Origin of the sequence: Sphingobium sp. (genome assembly GCF_049304695.1) — a bacterium.
Lineage (GTDB): Bacteria > Pseudomonadota > Alphaproteobacteria > Sphingomonadales > Sphingomonadaceae > Sphingobium.
Genome location: NZ_JBAQOK010000059.1, coordinates 99,474 through 116,897, shown reverse-complemented (window position 1 = coordinate 116,897; position 17,424 = coordinate 99,474). Strand labels below are relative to the sequence as shown.

General features: G+C 62.0%; 17 protein-coding genes. 2 read left to right on the top strand and 15 right to left on the bottom strand.

Annotated elements, in window-relative coordinates:
- Positions 1-12: 12 nt before the first annotated feature.
- The 11 genes from WA070_RS09620 to WA070_RS09570 all read right to left on the bottom strand — a co-directional run bounded on the left by WA070_RS09620 (position 13) and on the right by WA070_RS09570 (position 13,017).
- Entirely contained in the window at positions 13-1,941 is a 1,929-nt protein-coding gene (locus WA070_RS09620; protein WP_169574801.1) for an amidohydrolase, read from the bottom strand.
- Complete coding sequence (locus tag WA070_RS09615) at positions 1,938-2,186, bottom strand: XapX domain-containing protein (protein ID WP_169574800.1); 249 nt, start codon at positions 2,184-2,186, stop codon at positions 1,938-1,940. Before WA070_RS09615 ends, WA070_RS09620 begins: the two co-directional genes overlap by 4 nt.
- A gap of 3 nt (positions 2,187-2,189) precedes the next feature.
- Positions 2,190-2,837, bottom strand: a complete 648-nt coding sequence (locus WA070_RS09610; RefSeq protein WP_169574799.1) for a pyridoxamine 5'-phosphate oxidase family protein — start codon at positions 2,835-2,837, stop codon at positions 2,190-2,192.
- Between the two features lie 57 nt (positions 2,838-2,894).
- On the bottom strand, positions 2,895-3,572 hold the full coding sequence (locus WA070_RS09605) for an isochorismatase family protein (protein WP_206378002.1): 678 nt from the start codon (positions 3,570-3,572) through the stop codon (positions 2,895-2,897).
- 2 nt (positions 3,573-3,574) lie between these two features.
- Positions 3,575-4,471, bottom strand: coding sequence for an alpha/beta fold hydrolase (locus WA070_RS09600; RefSeq protein WP_169574797.1), 897 nt, complete (start codon positions 4,469-4,471; stop codon positions 3,575-3,577).
- A gap of 13 nt (positions 4,472-4,484) precedes the next feature.
- Positions 4,485-5,207, bottom strand: coding sequence for an alpha/beta hydrolase (locus WA070_RS09595; RefSeq protein ID WP_169574796.1), 723 nt, complete (start codon positions 5,205-5,207; stop codon positions 4,485-4,487).
- 52 nt (positions 5,208-5,259) lie between these two features.
- Complete coding sequence (locus WA070_RS09590; RefSeq protein ID WP_169574795.1) at positions 5,260-6,228, bottom strand: alpha/beta fold hydrolase; 969 nt, start codon at positions 6,226-6,228, stop codon at positions 5,260-5,262.
- 633 nt (positions 6,229-6,861) lie between these two features.
- A complete protein-coding gene (locus WA070_RS09585; protein ID WP_169574794.1) occupies positions 6,862-7,857 on the bottom strand; it encodes a DUF2891 domain-containing protein in 996 nt (331 codons plus the stop codon).
- Positions 7,848-8,798: a DUF979 domain-containing protein gene (locus WA070_RS09580; RefSeq protein ID WP_169574793.1), complete on the bottom strand. Its 951-nt coding sequence runs from the start codon at positions 8,796-8,798 to the stop codon at positions 7,848-7,850. The genes WA070_RS09585 and WA070_RS09580 overlap by 10 nt, the downstream gene beginning before the upstream one ends.
- Positions 8,795-9,466 (bottom strand): DUF969 domain-containing protein, encoded by a 672-nt coding sequence (locus tag WA070_RS09575; RefSeq protein WP_169574792.1) that lies wholly within the window; start codon positions 9,464-9,466, stop codon positions 8,795-8,797. The genes WA070_RS09580 and WA070_RS09575 overlap by 4 nt, the downstream gene beginning before the upstream one ends.
- Positions 9,463-13,017, bottom strand: coding sequence for a hydantoinase B/oxoprolinase family protein (locus tag WA070_RS09570; protein ID WP_422633779.1), 3,555 nt, complete (start codon positions 13,015-13,017; stop codon positions 9,463-9,465). Before WA070_RS09570 ends, WA070_RS09575 begins: the two co-directional genes overlap by 4 nt.
- Positions 13,018-13,396: 379 nt before the next feature.
- Between WA070_RS09570 and WA070_RS09565 the strand changes: the two genes are divergently transcribed.
- Entirely contained in the window at positions 13,397-15,331 is a 1,935-nt protein-coding gene (locus WA070_RS09565; RefSeq protein ID WP_169574790.1) for a S9 family peptidase, read from the top strand.
- A 221-nt stretch (positions 15,332-15,552) separates the two neighbouring features.
- Here the strand turns inward: WA070_RS09565 and WA070_RS09560 are convergent, their stop codons facing one another.
- From WA070_RS09560 to WA070_RS09545, 4 genes are all read right to left on the bottom strand, one after another.
- Complete coding sequence (locus WA070_RS09560; protein WP_169574833.1) at positions 15,553-15,753, bottom strand: DUF5818 domain-containing protein; 201 nt, start codon at positions 15,751-15,753, stop codon at positions 15,553-15,555.
- Positions 15,753-16,175, bottom strand: coding sequence for a thermonuclease family protein (locus WA070_RS09555; protein WP_169574789.1), 423 nt, complete (start codon positions 16,173-16,175; stop codon positions 15,753-15,755). Before WA070_RS09555 ends, WA070_RS09560 begins: the two co-directional genes overlap by 1 nt.
- A 10-nt stretch (positions 16,176-16,185) precedes the next feature.
- Positions 16,186-16,371 carry a hypothetical protein gene (locus WA070_RS09550; RefSeq protein WP_169574788.1) on the bottom strand — a complete coding sequence of 62 codons (186 nt, stop codon included), beginning with the start codon at positions 16,369-16,371 and terminating at the stop codon, positions 16,186-16,188.
- Between the two features lie 150 nt (positions 16,372-16,521).
- Entirely contained in the window at positions 16,522-16,734 is a 213-nt protein-coding gene (locus WA070_RS09545) for a DUF6771 family protein (protein WP_235955182.1), read from the bottom strand.
- Positions 16,735-16,789: 55 nt separating this feature from the next.
- On the opposite strand from WA070_RS09545, the gene WA070_RS09540 reads away from it, so the two are divergent.
- A complete protein-coding gene (locus tag WA070_RS09540; RefSeq protein ID WP_169574787.1) occupies positions 16,790-17,380 on the top strand; it encodes an SOS response-associated peptidase family protein in 591 nt (196 codons plus the stop codon).
- The last annotated feature ends 44 nt before the right edge of the window (positions 17,381-17,424 follow it).

Sequence of the window (17,424 nt, the reverse complement as noted above, 5' to 3'; positions counted from 1 at the left end):
TCTTCAAAGTCCTCAGACAGCCCAGCATCCACAACCGAACACGCCCCAGAACGACTGCGTGTCTGCCGCGGGGACGTTGGCTCCTAAAGCGGCCGCATGATCATGCCCGTGGATGCCGCACGATGACGCGCATCCGCAGGCCGACGCCATTTTACGCGCGGTTTCGCTCGCACGGTGATAACCGCCAAAGGTCGCCACTGGCGACCAGTCAGGCATCGGCAACGGCAGCGTGGGCGCGAGCGCGCCGAAATCGCCGTCACCGTGGACCACCGTGCCGCCGAGCATCGTCAGGACGGCTCGCAAGTGGACGATCTCGCTTTCGGGTACGGAGAAGTAGTCGTCCGACAGCAACGCCAGGTCAGCGAGTTGGCCCTTCTTGATCTGGCCTTTTTTGCCGACCTCGTTCGAGAACCAGCTGTTCTTCTCGGTCCACAGCCGCAGCGCCGTCTCGCGGTCGAGCCGGTTCCGCGCGGGATAGAGCGTGAGCCCGCCGACGGTCTTTGATGTGACCAACCACGACAGCGAGACCCAGGGGTTGTAGCTGGCCACGCGGGTAGCGTCGGTGCCTGCGCCCACCGGCAGGCCGGCGTCCATCATCCGCTTGATCGGCGGTGTCGCCTCGGCCGCCTTGGTGCCGTAGCGCTCGACGAAGTATTCGCCCTGGAAGGCCATGCGGTGCTGCACGGCGATTCCACCGCCCAGCGCGGCAATCCGATCGATATTGCGCTCGCTGATCGTCTCGGCATGATCGAAGAACCAGTTGAGCCCCTGGAGAGGAATGTCGCGGTTGACCTTCTCGAACACGTCGAGCGCACGCGATATCGTCTGATCGTAGGTCGCGTGCAGCCGCCAGGGCCAGCGGCGCTCGGCGAGCAGGCGGATCACCGGCTCGAGATCGCCTTCCATTTCGGGTGGCATGTCAGGGCGAGCGACGCGAAAATCTTCGAAGTCGGCCGCGGAGTAGACGAGCATCTCGCCGGCGCCGTTGTGACGATAGGTGTCGTCCCCCTGCCCCGGCTTCACCTGGGTGGACCAGGTCGCGAAGTCCTTCAGCTCCTCCTTCGGCTTTTGGGTGAACAGGTTGTAGGCGATTCGCAAGGTCAGCTCGCCGTCGGCGTGCAGCTTCGCGATGATCTGGTAGTCGTCGGGATAGTTCTGAAAGCCGCCGCCCGCGTCGATCACGCTGGTGACGCCAAGCGAATTCAATTCGCGCATGAAATGACGGGTCGAGTTGAGCTGGTAATCTTCGCGCAACTTAGGGCCCTTGGCGAGGGTCGCATAGAGTATCGCCGCATTGGGCTGGGCCAGCAGCAGTCCGGTCGGATTGCCGGCCGCGTCGCGAACGATCTCGCCGCCAGGTGGGTTCGGGGTATCCTTGGTGTAGCCGACCACTCTCAGCGCCGCGGCGTTGAGCAAGGCGCGGTCGTAGAGGTGGAGGATGAACACCGGCGTTTCGGGCGCAGCGGCGTTGATCTCGTCGAGCGTGGGCAGGCGCTTTTCAGCGAACTGGTGCTCGGTGAAGCCGCCGACCACGCGCACCCACTGTGGCGGCGGGGTGTTCTCGGCCTGGCGCTTGAGCATAGCCATCGCTTCCGAAAGACTGGGCACGCCCTCCCACCGCAGCTCCATGTTGTAGTTCAGCCCGCCGCGGATGACGTGGATGTGGCTGTCGATCAGACCCGGGATCAAGCGGCGGCCCCTCGCGTCGATTACCTGTGCACCCGGCGCGGCCGCGGCGCGGACCTCGGGCTCGGAGCCGACGGCCAGGAACGTGCCGTTCCGGATCGCCACCGCCGTAGCCACCGGATTCTCGCGGTCGAGCGTGGTCACCTTGGCGTTGACGATGATGGTGTCGGAAGCGGTCATGGCGAAGCTTTCTGTCACGGAAAGAAGAGCGGTGGTTGCGGCGCTCGCAAGCGCCTGGCGGCGGGTCAGGTTCATGCGTTGCGCTCCCCCTTGGCGGGCAGTTTGCCCAGCACGTGGTGGGCGCAACCGGTGCAGATGAATCGGGTGAGTTCGACTCGGTCGACGAGCCGGCGGGCGATCGGGGTCACTTGTTCGCCGAGCAGGATTCCGGCCAGTCCGACCAGCGCGATGATCGGCGGCGCCGGCGATCGCACGCCGAGCAGGCTGTAGACCACTCCCACCAGCAGGCCGGCGCCGAGCGAAAAGAGATAGGGTTTCATAGGTCAGCTTCCTTCGGCAAGGGGTGTCATGTCGCGTCCGTCGAGACGCGCGCGCAAATGCTGGTTTTCGGTTTCGAGTGCGGCGAGCCGGTCGCGCAGTATCTGCGTCCCAGCCGCAACCTCCGCCTCGGTAAACCGCGGCACGATGTGCTGCGGGCAGTTCCAGTCGAACGCCTTGAGGTGGATGCGGAAAAACCGTTCCACTCTGGCGCCATAGGCTTCGTCCGCTACCGCTGCGGACAGGTCCGGATCCGCATCGAGCGCCACCGTCTCCGCGGTCGCGTAGATCTTCAGCCGCGCCTTGCGCGGATAATCCATCAGGAACAGGCAGACCCGGTCTTCCGCCGCGACATTTCCGGTGGTGATGTACTGACGGTTGCCGCGATAGTCGGCGAAGGCGAGGGTCCGGTCGTCAAGTACCTTAAGAAAGCCGGCGGGGCCGCCGCGGTGCTGCACGTAGGGCCAACCCGTTTCGGAAACCGAGGCCATGTAGAAGCTGTCGCGCCGCGCGATGAACTCTTGCTCGCGCGGACCGAAGAGGCCGAATTCCCGGTGCCCCGCGAAGCCGGACCAGAGGTGATCGGCACCCATTTCGGCTTGCGCCCGGCGAACGCTGGGAGTGATCGCGATGTCCATGAAGCCATAGGGCATTTTCGTTTCTCGCTTTCTATCGGTTCGCGTTCGCCGGGCGGTATTGCCCGATCGTGGTCAATTAGACTGCCGAGCCGCCTGCTGCGCGCGGGCATAACTTTCCGCCACGGCGGCATAGTTTGGCGCGACCAAGCCGTAGAGCACGCCGAGCTCGGCCGCTTCGGGGCGGGCCCAGGTGCGATGGAGTTCGGACAGCAGAGCGTTGGTGGTCGTCGGGATCACGTCGCCCTGGACGAACCGGGCAAGAGAGGTGCGTGATGCCATCTCGCTCGGATCGCCCGAGGCATCGATCACGGCGTAGACGTCGTAGCCTGCGGCGCGGGCGTCGAGCGCCGGGAACATCACGCAGACGCTCGTCCACACGCCAGCCATGATCAGGGTCTTGCGTCCCGTGGCGGCGACAGTGCTGACGAAGTCGTTATTGTCCCAGGCGTTTACTTCGCCCTTGCGCGGCACATAGACCGCGTGCGGGGCATATTGCTCGATCTCGGGCATCAGCGGCCCATTGGTGCCATTCGGCTCAGAGGCGGTGGTGATCACCGGGATGTCGAGAAGGGTCGCAAGCCTCGCGATCATCTCGACGTTGCGGCGCAGATCGGCGACCGAGATGTCCTTGACGGTCTGAAACAGGCCCGATTGGTGATCGAGCAGCAGGATCAGCGCGTCGGATGGATCGAGCAGGGCAACGCCGCCGCCAGAGGGCAGGATGCTGGTCTTGGTGTGCTTGACGGTCATGGTCATTCTCCTTGGTTGGATTGGGGGCCGTTTGAGAGGGCTCGTGCGAGAAAATCGCGCAATACGGGGATCATTTCGTCCGCCCTCTCCTCAAGCGCGAAATGGCCGGTGTCGAATAGGCGAAGCTCGGCTGCGGGCAGGTCGCGCAGATAGGCCTGCGCGCCGGCCGTCAGGAAAATGGGATCATTGGCTCCCCACAGAATCAATGCGGGCGGCTGGTGCTGCCGGAAGTAGGCATGGATCGCCGGGTAGAGGGCCACGTTGGTCCGATAATCGTAGATGATGTCCAGCTGGATCTCGGCGGCGCCTGGTCGGTCGAGAAACAGCTGATCGTGCAGCCAGGCGGCCGGGTCGATCCTGGCCGGATCGCGCGCGCCGGTCAGGTACTGGAACTGTGTGCCTTCCAGCGAGAGAAATGGGCGCATGCCATCGCGATTGCCGGCACCGTTGTCGGCCCAATAGGCGCGCGTCTGATTCCAGAACGCGCCCATTCCATCTTCGTAGGCATTGCCGTTCTGGATGATGAGGGCGGATACGCTGTCAGGGTGCGCCAGGGCCAGCCTAAATCCCGTCGGCGCGCCATAATCCATCACGTAGAGCGCGTAGCGCGTCACTTCGAGTTGCTCGAGGAAGGCGGCGACGACTTCGGCAAAATTCGCGAAGGTGTAGGCAAACCGGTCGGGCAGCGGCATGGCCGACAGCCCGAACCCCGGCAGGTCTGGCGCGACGACGTGGTACCGGTCGGCCAGTTCCGGAATGAGGTTGCGGAACATGTGCGATGAGCTGGGAAAGCCATGCAGCAGGACGATGACCGGCGCCCCTTTCTCACCGGCTTCGCGGTAGAAAATCTCGGTCCCAGCGACGGAGACCGTGCGGTGGAAAGTGGCTGACCGGGTCATCGGTATCCTCCCCTCAGACCGACGCAGCGGCGGCGGCGATAAAGTCCGCAACCTTCGCCGGCTGCGAGAGCATGACGGCGTGGCTCGCCGTGACTTCGGTGATCGGCGCAGCGGCGCGCTGGGCCATCTGACGCTGGGCACGTGGCGGGATCATTTGGTCCGCGGCGGCGACAAGGTAGGTCGACGGCTTCGATCTCCAGGCCGCTGTCGCTAGGGGAGTGCCGACGGCTTCGAGACCCCAAGGCAGCTGCGCGGCGGCCATGAACCGGGTTGTCCGCGCTTCGACATCCGCGGCGAAGGCTTGCGGAAACCCAACCGGATCGACGATCAGGAATCCTTTGGAGGCGGGGATCACCGGAGCCGGGACCTCGCCGTCCTCCAGCGGCCCTGCCGTCAGCGTGCCGATCGACTCGCCGGCATCGGGAACGAATGCGGCGACATAGGCCAGCGCGGCGACTTTGGGATCGGTCCCGGCGACTGTGATGATCGCGCCGCCGTAGCTGTGTCCGACCAGTAAGACCGGTCCGCTGGCAGCGGCGATGGCCTGCTTGACCACCGCGACGTCGCCATCGAGCGACAGGGTCGGGTGCTGGGTGACCAGAACCTCGAAGCCGCGGGCGGAAAGATTGGTATAGACATCTTGCCAACCCGAAGCGTCGACGAACGCACCGTGGACGAGGACAATCGAAAGGGGCGGCGAGCCAATTGCCTGGCCGCCCGTTGCAGAGCCATTCATGGGATATTCCTTCAGGGTTTGTCCGGAGCCCGAAGGCTCCGGACGCGGGGGGTCACTTGCAGACCTTGCGGTCGAGGAAGCCGCGGATCAGCGGGGCCATCACGTCGAGCTTGTCCTCGAGCGCGAAATGGCCACTGTCGAGGATGTGCATCTCGGCCTCAGGCAGGTCGCGCAGGTAGGGAGGCGCACCGGCTTCGGGAAAGATCTTGTCGTTCTTGCCCCAGACGATCAGCGTCGGCGGCCGGAACTTGCGGAAGAACTCCTGGAATTGTGGGTAGAGCGGAACGTTCGACCCGTAGTCGCCGAGCATGTCGAGTTGGATGTCGCGATTGCCGGGGCGATCGAGCAGCGCCTGATCCTGCACCCAGTTGTCGGGACTGATGCGCGCGACATCGCCCATGCCGTCGGTGTACTGAAATTTCGTAATGGCGAGCGTGACCAGGCCATTCAGTGCGTCCCGATTCTTTTGCGAACGATCGTGCCAATAGACCTTGATCGGATCCCAGAACGGCGACTGCAGGCCTTCGTTGTAGGCGTTCCCGTTCTGCACGATCAGACCGCTGACGCGTTCGGGATGCTTGAGCGCCAGTCGGTAACCGATGGGGGCACCGTAATCCATGACGTACATGGCGTAACGCTGGGCGCCCAGCCTCGTCACAAGCTTGTCGACGATGTCGGCTTGGTTGGCGAAGGTGTACGAGAACGACTTGTGGTCGGGTGCGTCGCTCTGGCCATAGCCCGGATAATCGGGCGCGATCACCCGGTAGCGATCCGCAAGCAGCGGGATCAGGTTGCGAAACATGTGCGACGAGGTCGGGAAACCATGCAGCAGGAGGAGCACGGGGCCATCGGCCGGTCCGGCTTCGCGGTAGAACACTTTCACGCCGTCGATCGTGGTGCTCTTGTAGTGGATGACAGGCACCGATGCCGCAGCCTGGGCCGGAGCGCATTGCGCATGGACGGCAACCGGGGCCGTGGCTGCGAGGATGGCCAGCGCGCTGACGAGGTGTCGTTTTTTCATGATCCTTGCCTTTCGAACATGGTGCCGAGGGACATCAGCGCCGTGGACAAAGGGCTACTACCGAGCGGGTTCGAGGAAGGGATAAATAGGGGTAAATTTATGGAAATTAGCCGCTATCTATCTGAATACAGCTATTCTTTTATATCGGACTCATGGATCAGCCCACTTTGACTCAAATGAGATTGCGAGAACGGCTGATCCTACTGACACGCGATGGCGGATCTTCAAATTCGATCGCTCGCCGCGACACTGTGAACCGCGTGGTGTGGGAAGCTATCGGCGTTGAGTCGCTATCGCATCTCACCGCCCTGGTTCCGCCACTGGCAGACGGCTCACTCTTCGTCGTACCCCCGGGCCAGATGGACAAACATCGTGTGTCTGCTCCCGAAAAAACCTGCCCTCTGAGGCATGGACTGGGAACGACAGCAAAGTCCCAGAACGCGGCGATCGATTTGAACGAAGCCGACGACCCGGCATACTCAGCAGCAGGAGATCAACATACGCCTTTCTTTCGCCGAGCGCGAACGGCGCCTCTTCCAAAAATCTTCCGTTCGGGTCAGATAGATTTGCCGGTCCGCTCTTCCTGTCAGTGGCCACGAGTAGATACAAAAGGGTCCGGCGGCGTGCTGGTGGCTAGATTTGCTTTGGCACGAGCAACGCCAGAACTGCGAAGCTGGTGAGCCAGTGCTCTCCCATATAATTACCAGCCACATGCGGCAGCGTTGCATCAAGATGTTCGTCCGCCAAAAGCATCAGCGCCTTTTGCGTTCCCTCATCGTCAAGCGCATCTGCGATAATGCGAAGACACCAAGCGCGGCTGAGATTGAGACCATCGAGATGAGCGATCTTTCCATCGGTGCGGTCGGAGACGAGCGCAGGGCGGCATTCGTTCTCAAGCCAGCCATTGGCAATCACCAGGGCTCGGAACCAGGGAGCAAAAGTCCGCTTCGACCGAGTCTCGGTCATCAATAGTGCCGCAGTGAGAACGGGAGAGAGAAATTCGTCGCCACCCGGCTCCCAACCGCGATAATCGGCACGGTTACCAAAGGCTCGCTCTGCCCACGCGTCGATCAAGGTCACCATTGCCTCGTCGCGACCCAACGCCCAACGTCGTGCTAGGATCAGCGCAAAAGCCGTATTGAAATGTGTTCCCACGGTAATCGGGTAAGTCAGTATCCTAAGGTAATCGCAAAGGCGCGCCGCGAAAGCCAGTGCCAAGGGTTCAAGACGAACAGACCATTCGCGATCATCGTGCCGCTCAGCCTCAAGATGCAGATATAGCAGCCAACTCCATCCGTAGGGCCTCTCGAAGCCGCGCGACATCGGCCTGTCGAGATAGGCCAACTCCACCGCGAGCTTGGCATCGGTAAAGGTTTCGTCGGCTAGCGCCTCGATTGGCACAGCTTCGGCCATGCCGGGATATTGCCGCCTTAAAGTCAGCAAGGTCCACCAGCCGTGCACGCAGCTGTGCCAGTCAAAGCTGCCGAAGAAAACCGGGTGGGCCATGCGCGGGGCGCGGACGTCCTGGTCGCTCTCGAAGACATGGTCGTCCTTGTAGGGATAGGGCCGCGTCACATGGCCAAGCGCTATCCTTGCGAAATTGCGGGCAATATCTTCGGTCAATTCCACAACAGGAAAGCCCCTACATAAATGATGACAATATTGCAGACCAGCAGCGGAAGAGCGGTCCCGATCTGTTGGCGGATCACCCCATGCTGATCTTTCAGCGCAAGCAGCGCGGCGGGAACGATGTTGAAGTTAGCCGCCATCGGGGTCAACAGCGTTCCGCAAAAGCCGGCGAGCATGCCAACTGCGCCAATCACCGCTGGGTTGCCGCCATATTGCTGGACCAGGAGCGGAATTCCGATCGCCGCTGCCATGACCGGAAAGGCAGCAAAGGCATTGCCCATAATCACCGTGAACAACGCCATGCCCAGCGCAAAGACGACAACTGTCAGAAAAACGCTACCGCGAGGTATGATATCACCTGCAAGGCTACCAATAATTTCGCCAACGCCCGCCAGCGCGAACACCGCACCGAGCGCGGCCAACATCTGCGGCAGGATCGCCGCCCAGCCGATCGAATCGAGCAGCCGCCGCCCCTCCTCGGCCGGAGCGAGCAGCGGCGGGCGCAGCCACGCGATAGCGCTCATCAGCGCCGCCACTACGCCCACCCCGAACAGGATCAGCGTTTCGCGCCGCGCCTCGAACAATCCGGTCTCGCTAAAAGGCGTGTAATTGTAGAGCAGCGTCCCCGCGACAGCGATCAGCGGTACCACCAGGGCTGGCAGGAACAACCGGTTGCCAAGCCGCTCCGACAGCAGCTGCCGTTCCTGGGGCGTGGTCGTCGGCGGATCGCTCCGCGTCAGCCCGCCACCCCCCGCAATCGCCACCATCGCCAGCACCAATAGTCCGTTCATGAGATCGGAGACATGGCTGCCCAGCAGGAAGCTCGCGGCCAGCAGCGCCCAGAACCCGGCGTTGCCCCAGCGCCGTTCACGCACGCTGAGCAGCGCCCAAAGCGCGAAGGCCGCGCCCGCCAGCGCGTAAAGCCATTCGTAGGTGATCATGGGCGTGCCCTCCCCAACCGGCGGTCGAAAGCGAGGATGCGGCCGCCGTGGATCACAAAGGCGCAGATGGCCGTGGGGATTGCCCAGATGGAAAGTTGCAACGGGGTCATGGGGTAGCCCGCGCTCTCGAACACGCCCTGGATAAGCAGGATCGAGGCAATCGCGAAAAAAATGTCTTCGCCAAAAAACAGGCCTACATTGTCGGTCGCAGCCGCCATGGCCTTGATCTTGTCGCGGTCCTCCTCAGATAGATCGCCATGGTTCTTGATCGCCGCCGCCTCCGCCATAGGTGCCACCAAGGGGCGCACGGCCTGCGGATGCCCGCCAATATCCTTCATGCCGAGCGCTGAGGTGAGTTGGCGAAGGGCAAGATAAGCGACCAGCAACCGGCCCATGGTCGCGCCACGCATTCCTTCGATCACCGCGCGGGCGCGTTGCTGCAACCCATTCCGTTCCAGCAGGCCTATCACCGGAAGAATGATCCATGTGACAGTGATGTAGCGATTGTCATTAAAGGCTTTGCCCAGCGCTTTGATCACAGCAACAAGATCGAACCCGGCGAGCACACCAGTCGCCAGCGCCGCACCCACCACCACCATCAGCGGATTGAACCGCAACGCAAAACCAACAACGACGATCGCAATTCCAAGGAGTGGCCAATAGCTCATTGAGACACCTTCCCAAATCCGCCGCCACCGGGGGTGAGAATTACAAAACAATCACCCGGTTGCATATGCGCCGACGCTGTCGCCCCGAGCTCCTCACGCGATCCGTCCGCCCTCTCCACCCAGTTCCGGCCAGCCAGTGCATCTTCGCCTCCGCATATCCCGCTTGGCGCAATCCGGCGGCGATTGGCAAGTATGTTGGCACGCATCGGTTCAAGGAAGGTCACGCGCCGTTCGACACCGTCGCCGCCGCAATGCAAACCCACCCCGCCCGAACCATGGCGGATTGCAAACCGCTCGATCCGCACGGGCAGCCGCGTTTCCAGTATCTCCGGGTCGGTAAGACGGCTGTTGGTCATATGCGTCTGCACCGCGCTCGTCCCGTCGTGATCGGGACCCGCGCCCGAACCGCCACAGATCGTCTCGTAATATTGGTGATATTCATTACCGAACGTGAAGTTGTTCATCGTCCCCTGACTCGGCGCAAGGCGGCGGCAAGCGGCGAACAGTGCATCGGTGACCACCTGACTGGTTTCCACATTCCCGGCGACCACGGCTGCGCCGGGCTTCGGGTTCAACATCGAGCCTTCTGGCACAATCAGTTCGACCGGGCGCAGGCAGCCATCGTTCATCGGAATCGCATCGTCGATCAGCGTGCGCAGCACGTAGAGCGCGGCAGCGCGGGTAATCGCGTGCGGCGCATTGAAATTGTCCGGCAATTGGTTGCTGGTGCCAGTAAAGTCGAACACCGCCGAGCGGCTTGCGCGGTCGATGCGGATGGCGACCTTCACTGTCCCGCCATTGTCCATTTCATAGGCAAAGCTGCCATCTTCAAGCCGATCGATCAGCCGCCGCACGCTTTCTTCGGCATTGGCCAGAACATGATCCATATAGGCCGCCATCACGTCTGGACCATGATCCGCTGCTGCGCCCTGCAGCAGCTCCGCGCCACGCGTGCAGGCGGCAAGCTGGGCGCGCAGATCGGACAGGTTGCGGTCGGGATTGCGGGCCGGGAATGTCGCTGCCGCCAGCAATTTGCGCATTTCCGCTTCGCAAAACTGCCCTTCGTCAACCAGCAAGCCATTGTCGATCAGGACACCCTCTTCCTCAATTGTCCGACTTTCCGGCGGCATGGATCCGGGCGCGATCCCGCCAATATCGGCATGGTGCCCGCGCGCTGCAACAAAAGCATCGGGTTCGCTCGCCTCTTCGCTGTAGAACACGGGCACGATCACCGTGATATCGGGTAGGTGCGTGCCGCCACGATAGGGATCATTGAGCACATAAGCATCGCCGCGCCGAAACCCGCGCCTGTCGCGCCCGCTCCCACGCGCATCGATCACCCGCACAATGCTTTCGCCCATGCTGCCAAGATGCACCGGAATGTGCGGCGCATTGGCGATCAACGCCCCACTGCGATCAAACAGTGCGCAGGAAAAATCAAGCCGCTCCTTGATGTTGACCGAGGTCGCGGTGGATTGCAGCACCACCCCCATTTCCTCGGCGATGGCCATGAACAGGTTGTTGAAAATCTCGAGCCGGACCGGATCGACATCCGTTCCCGCCGCGCGCTCACGCTTCAGCGGCACGCTGCGGGTCAGGATCAGGCTTCCTTCATCGGCCAATCGCGCCTGCCAGCCTTCCTCGACCACGGTCGTCGACCCCGGGTCGATGACCAGCAGCGGCCCGGGTTCGCATTTGCCGACATCGAAGGCGCGACGCGACAGAAACTTCCAAGCGCCAGGCGCGATGGCATCACCATCAACCAACGTTTCGGGCAGATCGACCGATGCTGACAGCCCACCCGCCTGCCCGCTCACCTCGACACTCAGGGCCTCCACCATGATTGCCGCCTGCGCCTCGGAATAGCCGAAGCGCTGGCGGTGCAGTTTGCGGAAGGCTCCATCCATAGCCTCTGGATCGGCGCACGCTATGGCTAGCTGACTGTCACTGCCAGCAAAGCGCAGCCTTGCGCGGCTGTCGATCCGGATCGCGTCGGCAGCGATGCCCTGATCAAGGAGCTCCTGCCGCGCCTGTTCCTCAAGCGCAGCCAGTTCACGAGCGAAGCTTTCGTCCAGCGGCCGCACGAGGCTGACCTCGCGGATGACCTTCACCGGCGCAAGTCCTATGCCATAGGCCGAGAGCATCCCTGCAAGCGGATGGACCAACACCGTCTCCATCCCCAGCGCATCGGCGACCTTGCAGGCATGCTGTCCGCCCGCTCCGCCAAAGCAAGCGAGCGCATAGGCCGTCACATCATGCCCGCGCGCGACCGAGATTTTGCGGATGGCGTTGGCCATATTGTCCACCGCGATGGCAAGGAAGCCCTCGGCAATCACTTCAAGCGGCTTTGGTTCGGACAGCATTGCGGCAACCTCTTCCAGCCGCCCTCGTGCCGCCACCGAATCAAGCGGGGCATCGCCCTGTGGACCGAACACGGCCGGGAAGAACGCAGGATCGAGGCGACCCAGGAAAAGATTACAGTCGGTCACGGTTAGCGGTCCGCCCTTGCGGTAGCAGGCAGGGCCAGGGTCCGCCCCGGCGCTTTCCGGCCCGACCCTGAAGCGAGCGCCGTCAAAGCGGCAGATCGACCCGCCACCCGCCGCGACTGTGTGGATCTGCATCATCGGTGCCGCGACCCGCACCCCCGCAACCACGCTGTCGCCGGTCAGTTCATATTCGCCGGCATAATGTGCAACATCGGTGCTCGTGCCGCCCATGTCGAAGCCAATCAGCCGGGTATGGCCCAGTGGTGCGCTCGCCGCGATCATGCCGACCACGCCGCCAGCGGGGCCGGACAGGATAGCATCCTTGCCGCGAAACGCGCCCACTTCCGCTAGCCCGCCGTTCGACTGCATGAAACGCAGGCTCCCGGTCGCGGGGAGGCTGGCCTCGAGCACATCGGTGTAGCGCCGCAGCACCGGCGAAAGATAGGCATCGACCACCGTCGTATCGCCGCGCGGGATGAGACGGATGAGCGGTGCCACCTCGTGACTGACGCTAACTTGCGTAAAGCCGATATCGCGCGCCATCCACGCAAGCCGCGCCTCGTGGTCCCGGTGCTTCCACCCGTGCATCAGGATAATCGCAAGAGTATCGAAGCCGTCGGCACGCAGGGCGTCAAGTTGCTGCCGAACCTGCGCGTCGTCGAGCGGCCGCAGAACTTTGCCATCAACCCCGACCCGCTCATCGATCTCGACCACCCTGGCAGGCAGTTGCTCGGGCAGCATAATGTGACGGGCAAAAATATCGGGTCGCGCCTGCGTGGCGATCTGCAATGCATCACCGAAGCCGCGCGTGATGGCCAGCGCCAACCGTTCCCCCTTCCGTTCGAGCAGCGCATTGGTCGCCACCGTTGTGCCGATACGCAGCTCAGCAATCGGTCCTTTGCCATACCGCAGCATCAGGCGCCGCACGCCTTCGCTGGCGGCATCTGAATAAAATCCCGGGTTTTGGGACAGCAGCTTCTCGGTCACTAGCTTCCCTTCAGGGGTCGTCGCAACGATATCGGTGAAAGTACCGCCACGATCTACCGCAAAGCGCCAAGCCTTCATTCTGCTACTCTCTCTCAATCATGGCCTACGAACTAGGCCGCCGCCATCAGCTTTGTCCAGACTTGGGGCGTCTAGTGGATGTCCGCTTCAGGTGTCGCAATTGCCGGAATCGGCCTTTAAAATCGCCAAAGTCACGGGACTTGCCGTTCGGCAAACGGCCCAGAAGGCGTCACACAAGTCGATGTGGCTTTGCATCGCACGTGCGGGCAAGGCGGGCGTGGAATTAGGTGCAAGACAAGGAGCAGCGGCAGACGTCAAAGAGTTGACGACCGGTGGTGGGCAAATGGGGGTATTCTGCCTCGCTTTCCCATCCGCATCCGGCTAGCTTTGTTTTCAACAAGAAGGCGGCTGACAAGCCTGCCCGTTCATTCGAGACGCCATGGAGCACATGATGCGGGCCCTTATCCTTTCATTGCTGCTAGCAAGCGGTGCCGCAGGAGCAGTTGCGGCGCAAACCCCTCGTCCTGAGGACATTGTCAAGGCCGAGCCAGTTTCGCTCGCGCCAACACAAGATGGCAAATTCGACATCACCCGTTTCCTGCTTGTACGGAGCCCGCGCGGTGCAGTCCTCTCCGCGGAAGGGACCCACATTGCCTGGATCAGCGACATCACCGGTTCGCCCCAGATCTGGACGATGCCGGTAAGCGGCGGCTTTCCAGACCAACTCACCTACGGATCGGGCGTAGACTGGCTGGAGCCCGGCCCCTCCGGGCATTGGCTGTACGGCGCTGATACCGATGGAGACGAGCGCGTCGGCATGCACCTGCTCACCATCGACGGAAACAAAGAGCGGACAATCGTTGAGAAATCGCCAGCGTTCCGCAGCTTTGGGGCTTGGAGCCGCGACAGGCGCCGCTTCGCCTATTCCTCGACCGAGCGCAACGGTACCGACTTCGACATCTATGTGACGGACGTCGAGACCGGCCAAAGTCGGCGCGTTTATGATGGAAAGGGCGGTTTCTACGCCGCCGCATGGCAGCCAGGTGGTGATTTGATCGCGGTTAGCGAGACCCGCGGGGGTGGTAATAACCTTCACCTGCTCAACGCCGCAACCGGCGAGATGGCAACCGTTTTCGAGCCGAAGACTATCGCTGAATACAGCTCTATCGCATGGAAGCCCGATGGCAGCGGTTTCTATCTTTCGACCAACCAATCCTCAGACTATCACGAGATCGCTTTTTATGATGTAGGCCGGGGTCGGCTCCAAACGATCATCAAGCCAGGCTTCGATATCGGTCAGATCGCGCTCAGCCCCGATGGCCGCTATCTGGTCTGGACCACGATCGAGACTGGGTTCAGCCGTCTGCACGCGCGCGACTTAAGCACCGGCCACGACATCCCTGTGCCAAAACTGCCCTCAGGCACTATGTCTGTCCAGTTCGCTGGGGAGCGGCCAATGCTCCTGATCAGCGCGAACAGCCCGACTACGGCGGGCGAAGTGCTTTCGTGGGATCTGTCCGCAAAGGATGTCGCCGCCCGTGTTCTGGTGCCGACCGATGCGCCCGGGCTCGACCTGTCGCAGATGGTGGTCCCAGAGCCAGTCCGCTTCGCCGCGCGTGACGGGGCACCGCTCACGGGGCTCCTGTATTTGCCGACGACATCGCCCGACGGCCGCAAGCCGCCAGTGTTCATGCGTATCCATGGCGGCCCCAGTGCTTATGCGACGCCAAGCTTTTCGGCGGACATCCAATATTATGTCGCCCGCGGCATTGCGGTACTCGACTTCAACTATCGCGGTTCGACGGGCCAAGGGAAGACGTTCGAGCAGTTGAATGACCGTGAGAAGAAGGTCGACGAGGTCGGAGATCTGGCCGACGCGGCGGAATGGTTGCGCAAGTCGGGTCAGGTCGATGGCACCCGTATCGCGGTCGGTGGCGGCTCTTATGGCGGCTATCTCACCAACCAGGCGCTTGGCACATATCCCGACATGTTCGTGGCCGGCGTTTCTATCGTGGGTGTATCGGACTGGGTAACAGCGCTTGAGCAAGCCAGCCCCGGACTGAAGGCCGCTGACAAGCTTGAATTCGGTGACATCGCAGATCCCAAGGTCCGCGCCTTCTTTGCCAAGCTGTCGCCGATCAATAACGTAGCCAAGATTACCACGCCGATGCTGGTCATGCACGGAGCGAACGACCCGCGAGATCCGGTCGCCGAGAGCGACCGTTTGGTGGAGGGCATTCGAGCAAGTGGTGGAACCGTCACCTATCTGCGCTTCCCGGACGAAGGACATGGTATCGCCCGCCTTGCCAATCGCGTTCACGGGTATCGCCGCATCGCCGCCTTCCTTGAAGATCGCTTCGGTTTGAGTCGCTGATCAGCCAGTGACAATTTTGCGCTGCCGCCGCCAAGCAGAAAAGCGTCTTGCTTGGCTTGGACACGGCGCAGCAGCCTCCTTGCGGCCCGGCGCTCGTTACGATGCAGTCCCCTTACCCTCAACCGCAAGAGTACCTATCCGTTCGGCCACTTTGCGCGGTGCGCGCTCACCATGCTGCTTCATCAGCATGGACACCGCCCCCCACAAAAGCTGGTCGTGCGTCATGCCAGGGTGATCCGTTCGACCGCAATCAGATCAAAACCATCGCGCACGCCGATGATGGCAACGCGCTTGCCCAACAGAGGTCGCCAGGCCTTGGTGATCTCCAGTCGCCACTCGCCTCCATCGGCTACACGCAGCACCGGATAGAAGTCGCCTTCCAGAAGAAGGCCGGTCAGTTCATGGCGCGTTCCTCTCGGCATCAGCGGCACTGCCCGCGTGCATAACGATCCCATCGCAGGACAGTGCCGGACCTGATCATGGCGCAGCTTATGTCGCCCGTGCCTGGCAGCGTACACCATGCCGCCGTGCGACCGCCCCGCGCCGATCCATTCGACACGCAGCGCATGGCCGACGCCGATACAAGAATATGGCCGGTCCGCGCCTTGCCTTTCGCGCCGCCCAGCAGGCGCACCAGCCGGTCCCGTGCTGCAATAGCCGATGCCTTGGGACAGGGGTGCCCCTGTTTGCATGTGCCGTCCATCTCGCGTGCGGCGATACCGGCCAACCGTATCTTTGGACCTTCCGCACACCAGATTGGGCCGTCCCCGTCCCAGACATGGGTCGGCGTACAAGCAAAGGCCTGCCCGGATGCCAGAACGACTGCTGATAGGGCGGCAAGCATGAGCGTCGTTTCAGCCGTCGGCCAGGATGGTCATGACGCTGTCGAGGCTGCCTTTGACGACGAGATAATTTCCCTTCTCGAAATTGATCGCGCTAGTGCCGTTTTCACCGCGGTAGCGCCGAACGAAACTGACCCGATCGACATTGACGACGACAAAATCGCCGTCCACCGTTTCCAAACGTACAAATCCGTTCATATCTATTCCCGATCGCTCAAACCGAGACGCTAGCGTGGCGGTGCCGGATTGCACAGCCGCTATGCGGTCTATTGCTCAAGATCAGGAAATCGGCAGACTATTCAGCATGGCTGACCCTGTGCATCACGCGGATGTGCCGCAGGCTTTGCGTCACAGGGGCAGCGTCATCTGGCGGATGTCAGGAATATTCGGGGGATGCTCTATAGCTGCAATGACGCTTTGCGCCAATTCCACCGCAGCCTTCTCGCGCAAGCGCTCGTTGGGTGCGGTGAGGGCGACGCGTGCCCAGGCCGGGGCGTGAAGCAGGCTCTGGGCGAGCCAAAGAGAATCAGGGTGGATCATGGTTGCGATCGTAAAGAACATATCAGGAACGATGCAAGAGGCTTGCGATCAAATTGGCGATCGCTAGGCTCCCCGAATGTGCAATCATTATCGAACCGACCCCGACAAGATTCCCAGTTGGCGGGACTATGCAGGGTTCGATATTCGGCAACCCAACGCCGCGTTCGCCACCGACGTCTGGCCCAAAAAGCCTGGCATGATCGTCCGCAACGATGATGGTGTGATCCGAAGCGATGTCATGTCGTGGGGCGTGCCAGCCCACGTCAAAGGCAAGAGCGGAAAGTTGCTGGAAAAGCGCGTCACCAATGTGCGGAATCTCAGCAGCCCATTCTGGAAGTCAATGCTGGCCAATCCTCCGCAGCGTTGCCTCGTACCCTTTTCGACATTCGCAGAACCCAGGATCGGGGAAGGACGCGATGAGTGGTGGTTCAACGTGATCGACCAGCCGATCGCGGCGTTCGCTGGCATATGGCGGCAGAGCGACCATGGTCCGGTCTATGCGTTTCTGACCTGCCAACCCAATGCGCTGGTCGCGCCGCTGCATCCCAAAGCGATGCCGGTCATAGTTGAACCGGCCGACTATCAGGCATGGCTATCGACGGATTATGACCGTGCCTGTGCGATGGCGAGGGCATATCCTGCCGCGCGGATGACCGTTCAAGGGTAGAACATAAAAAGAACAAATGACCGTTTCGGACAATCAGGCTATGC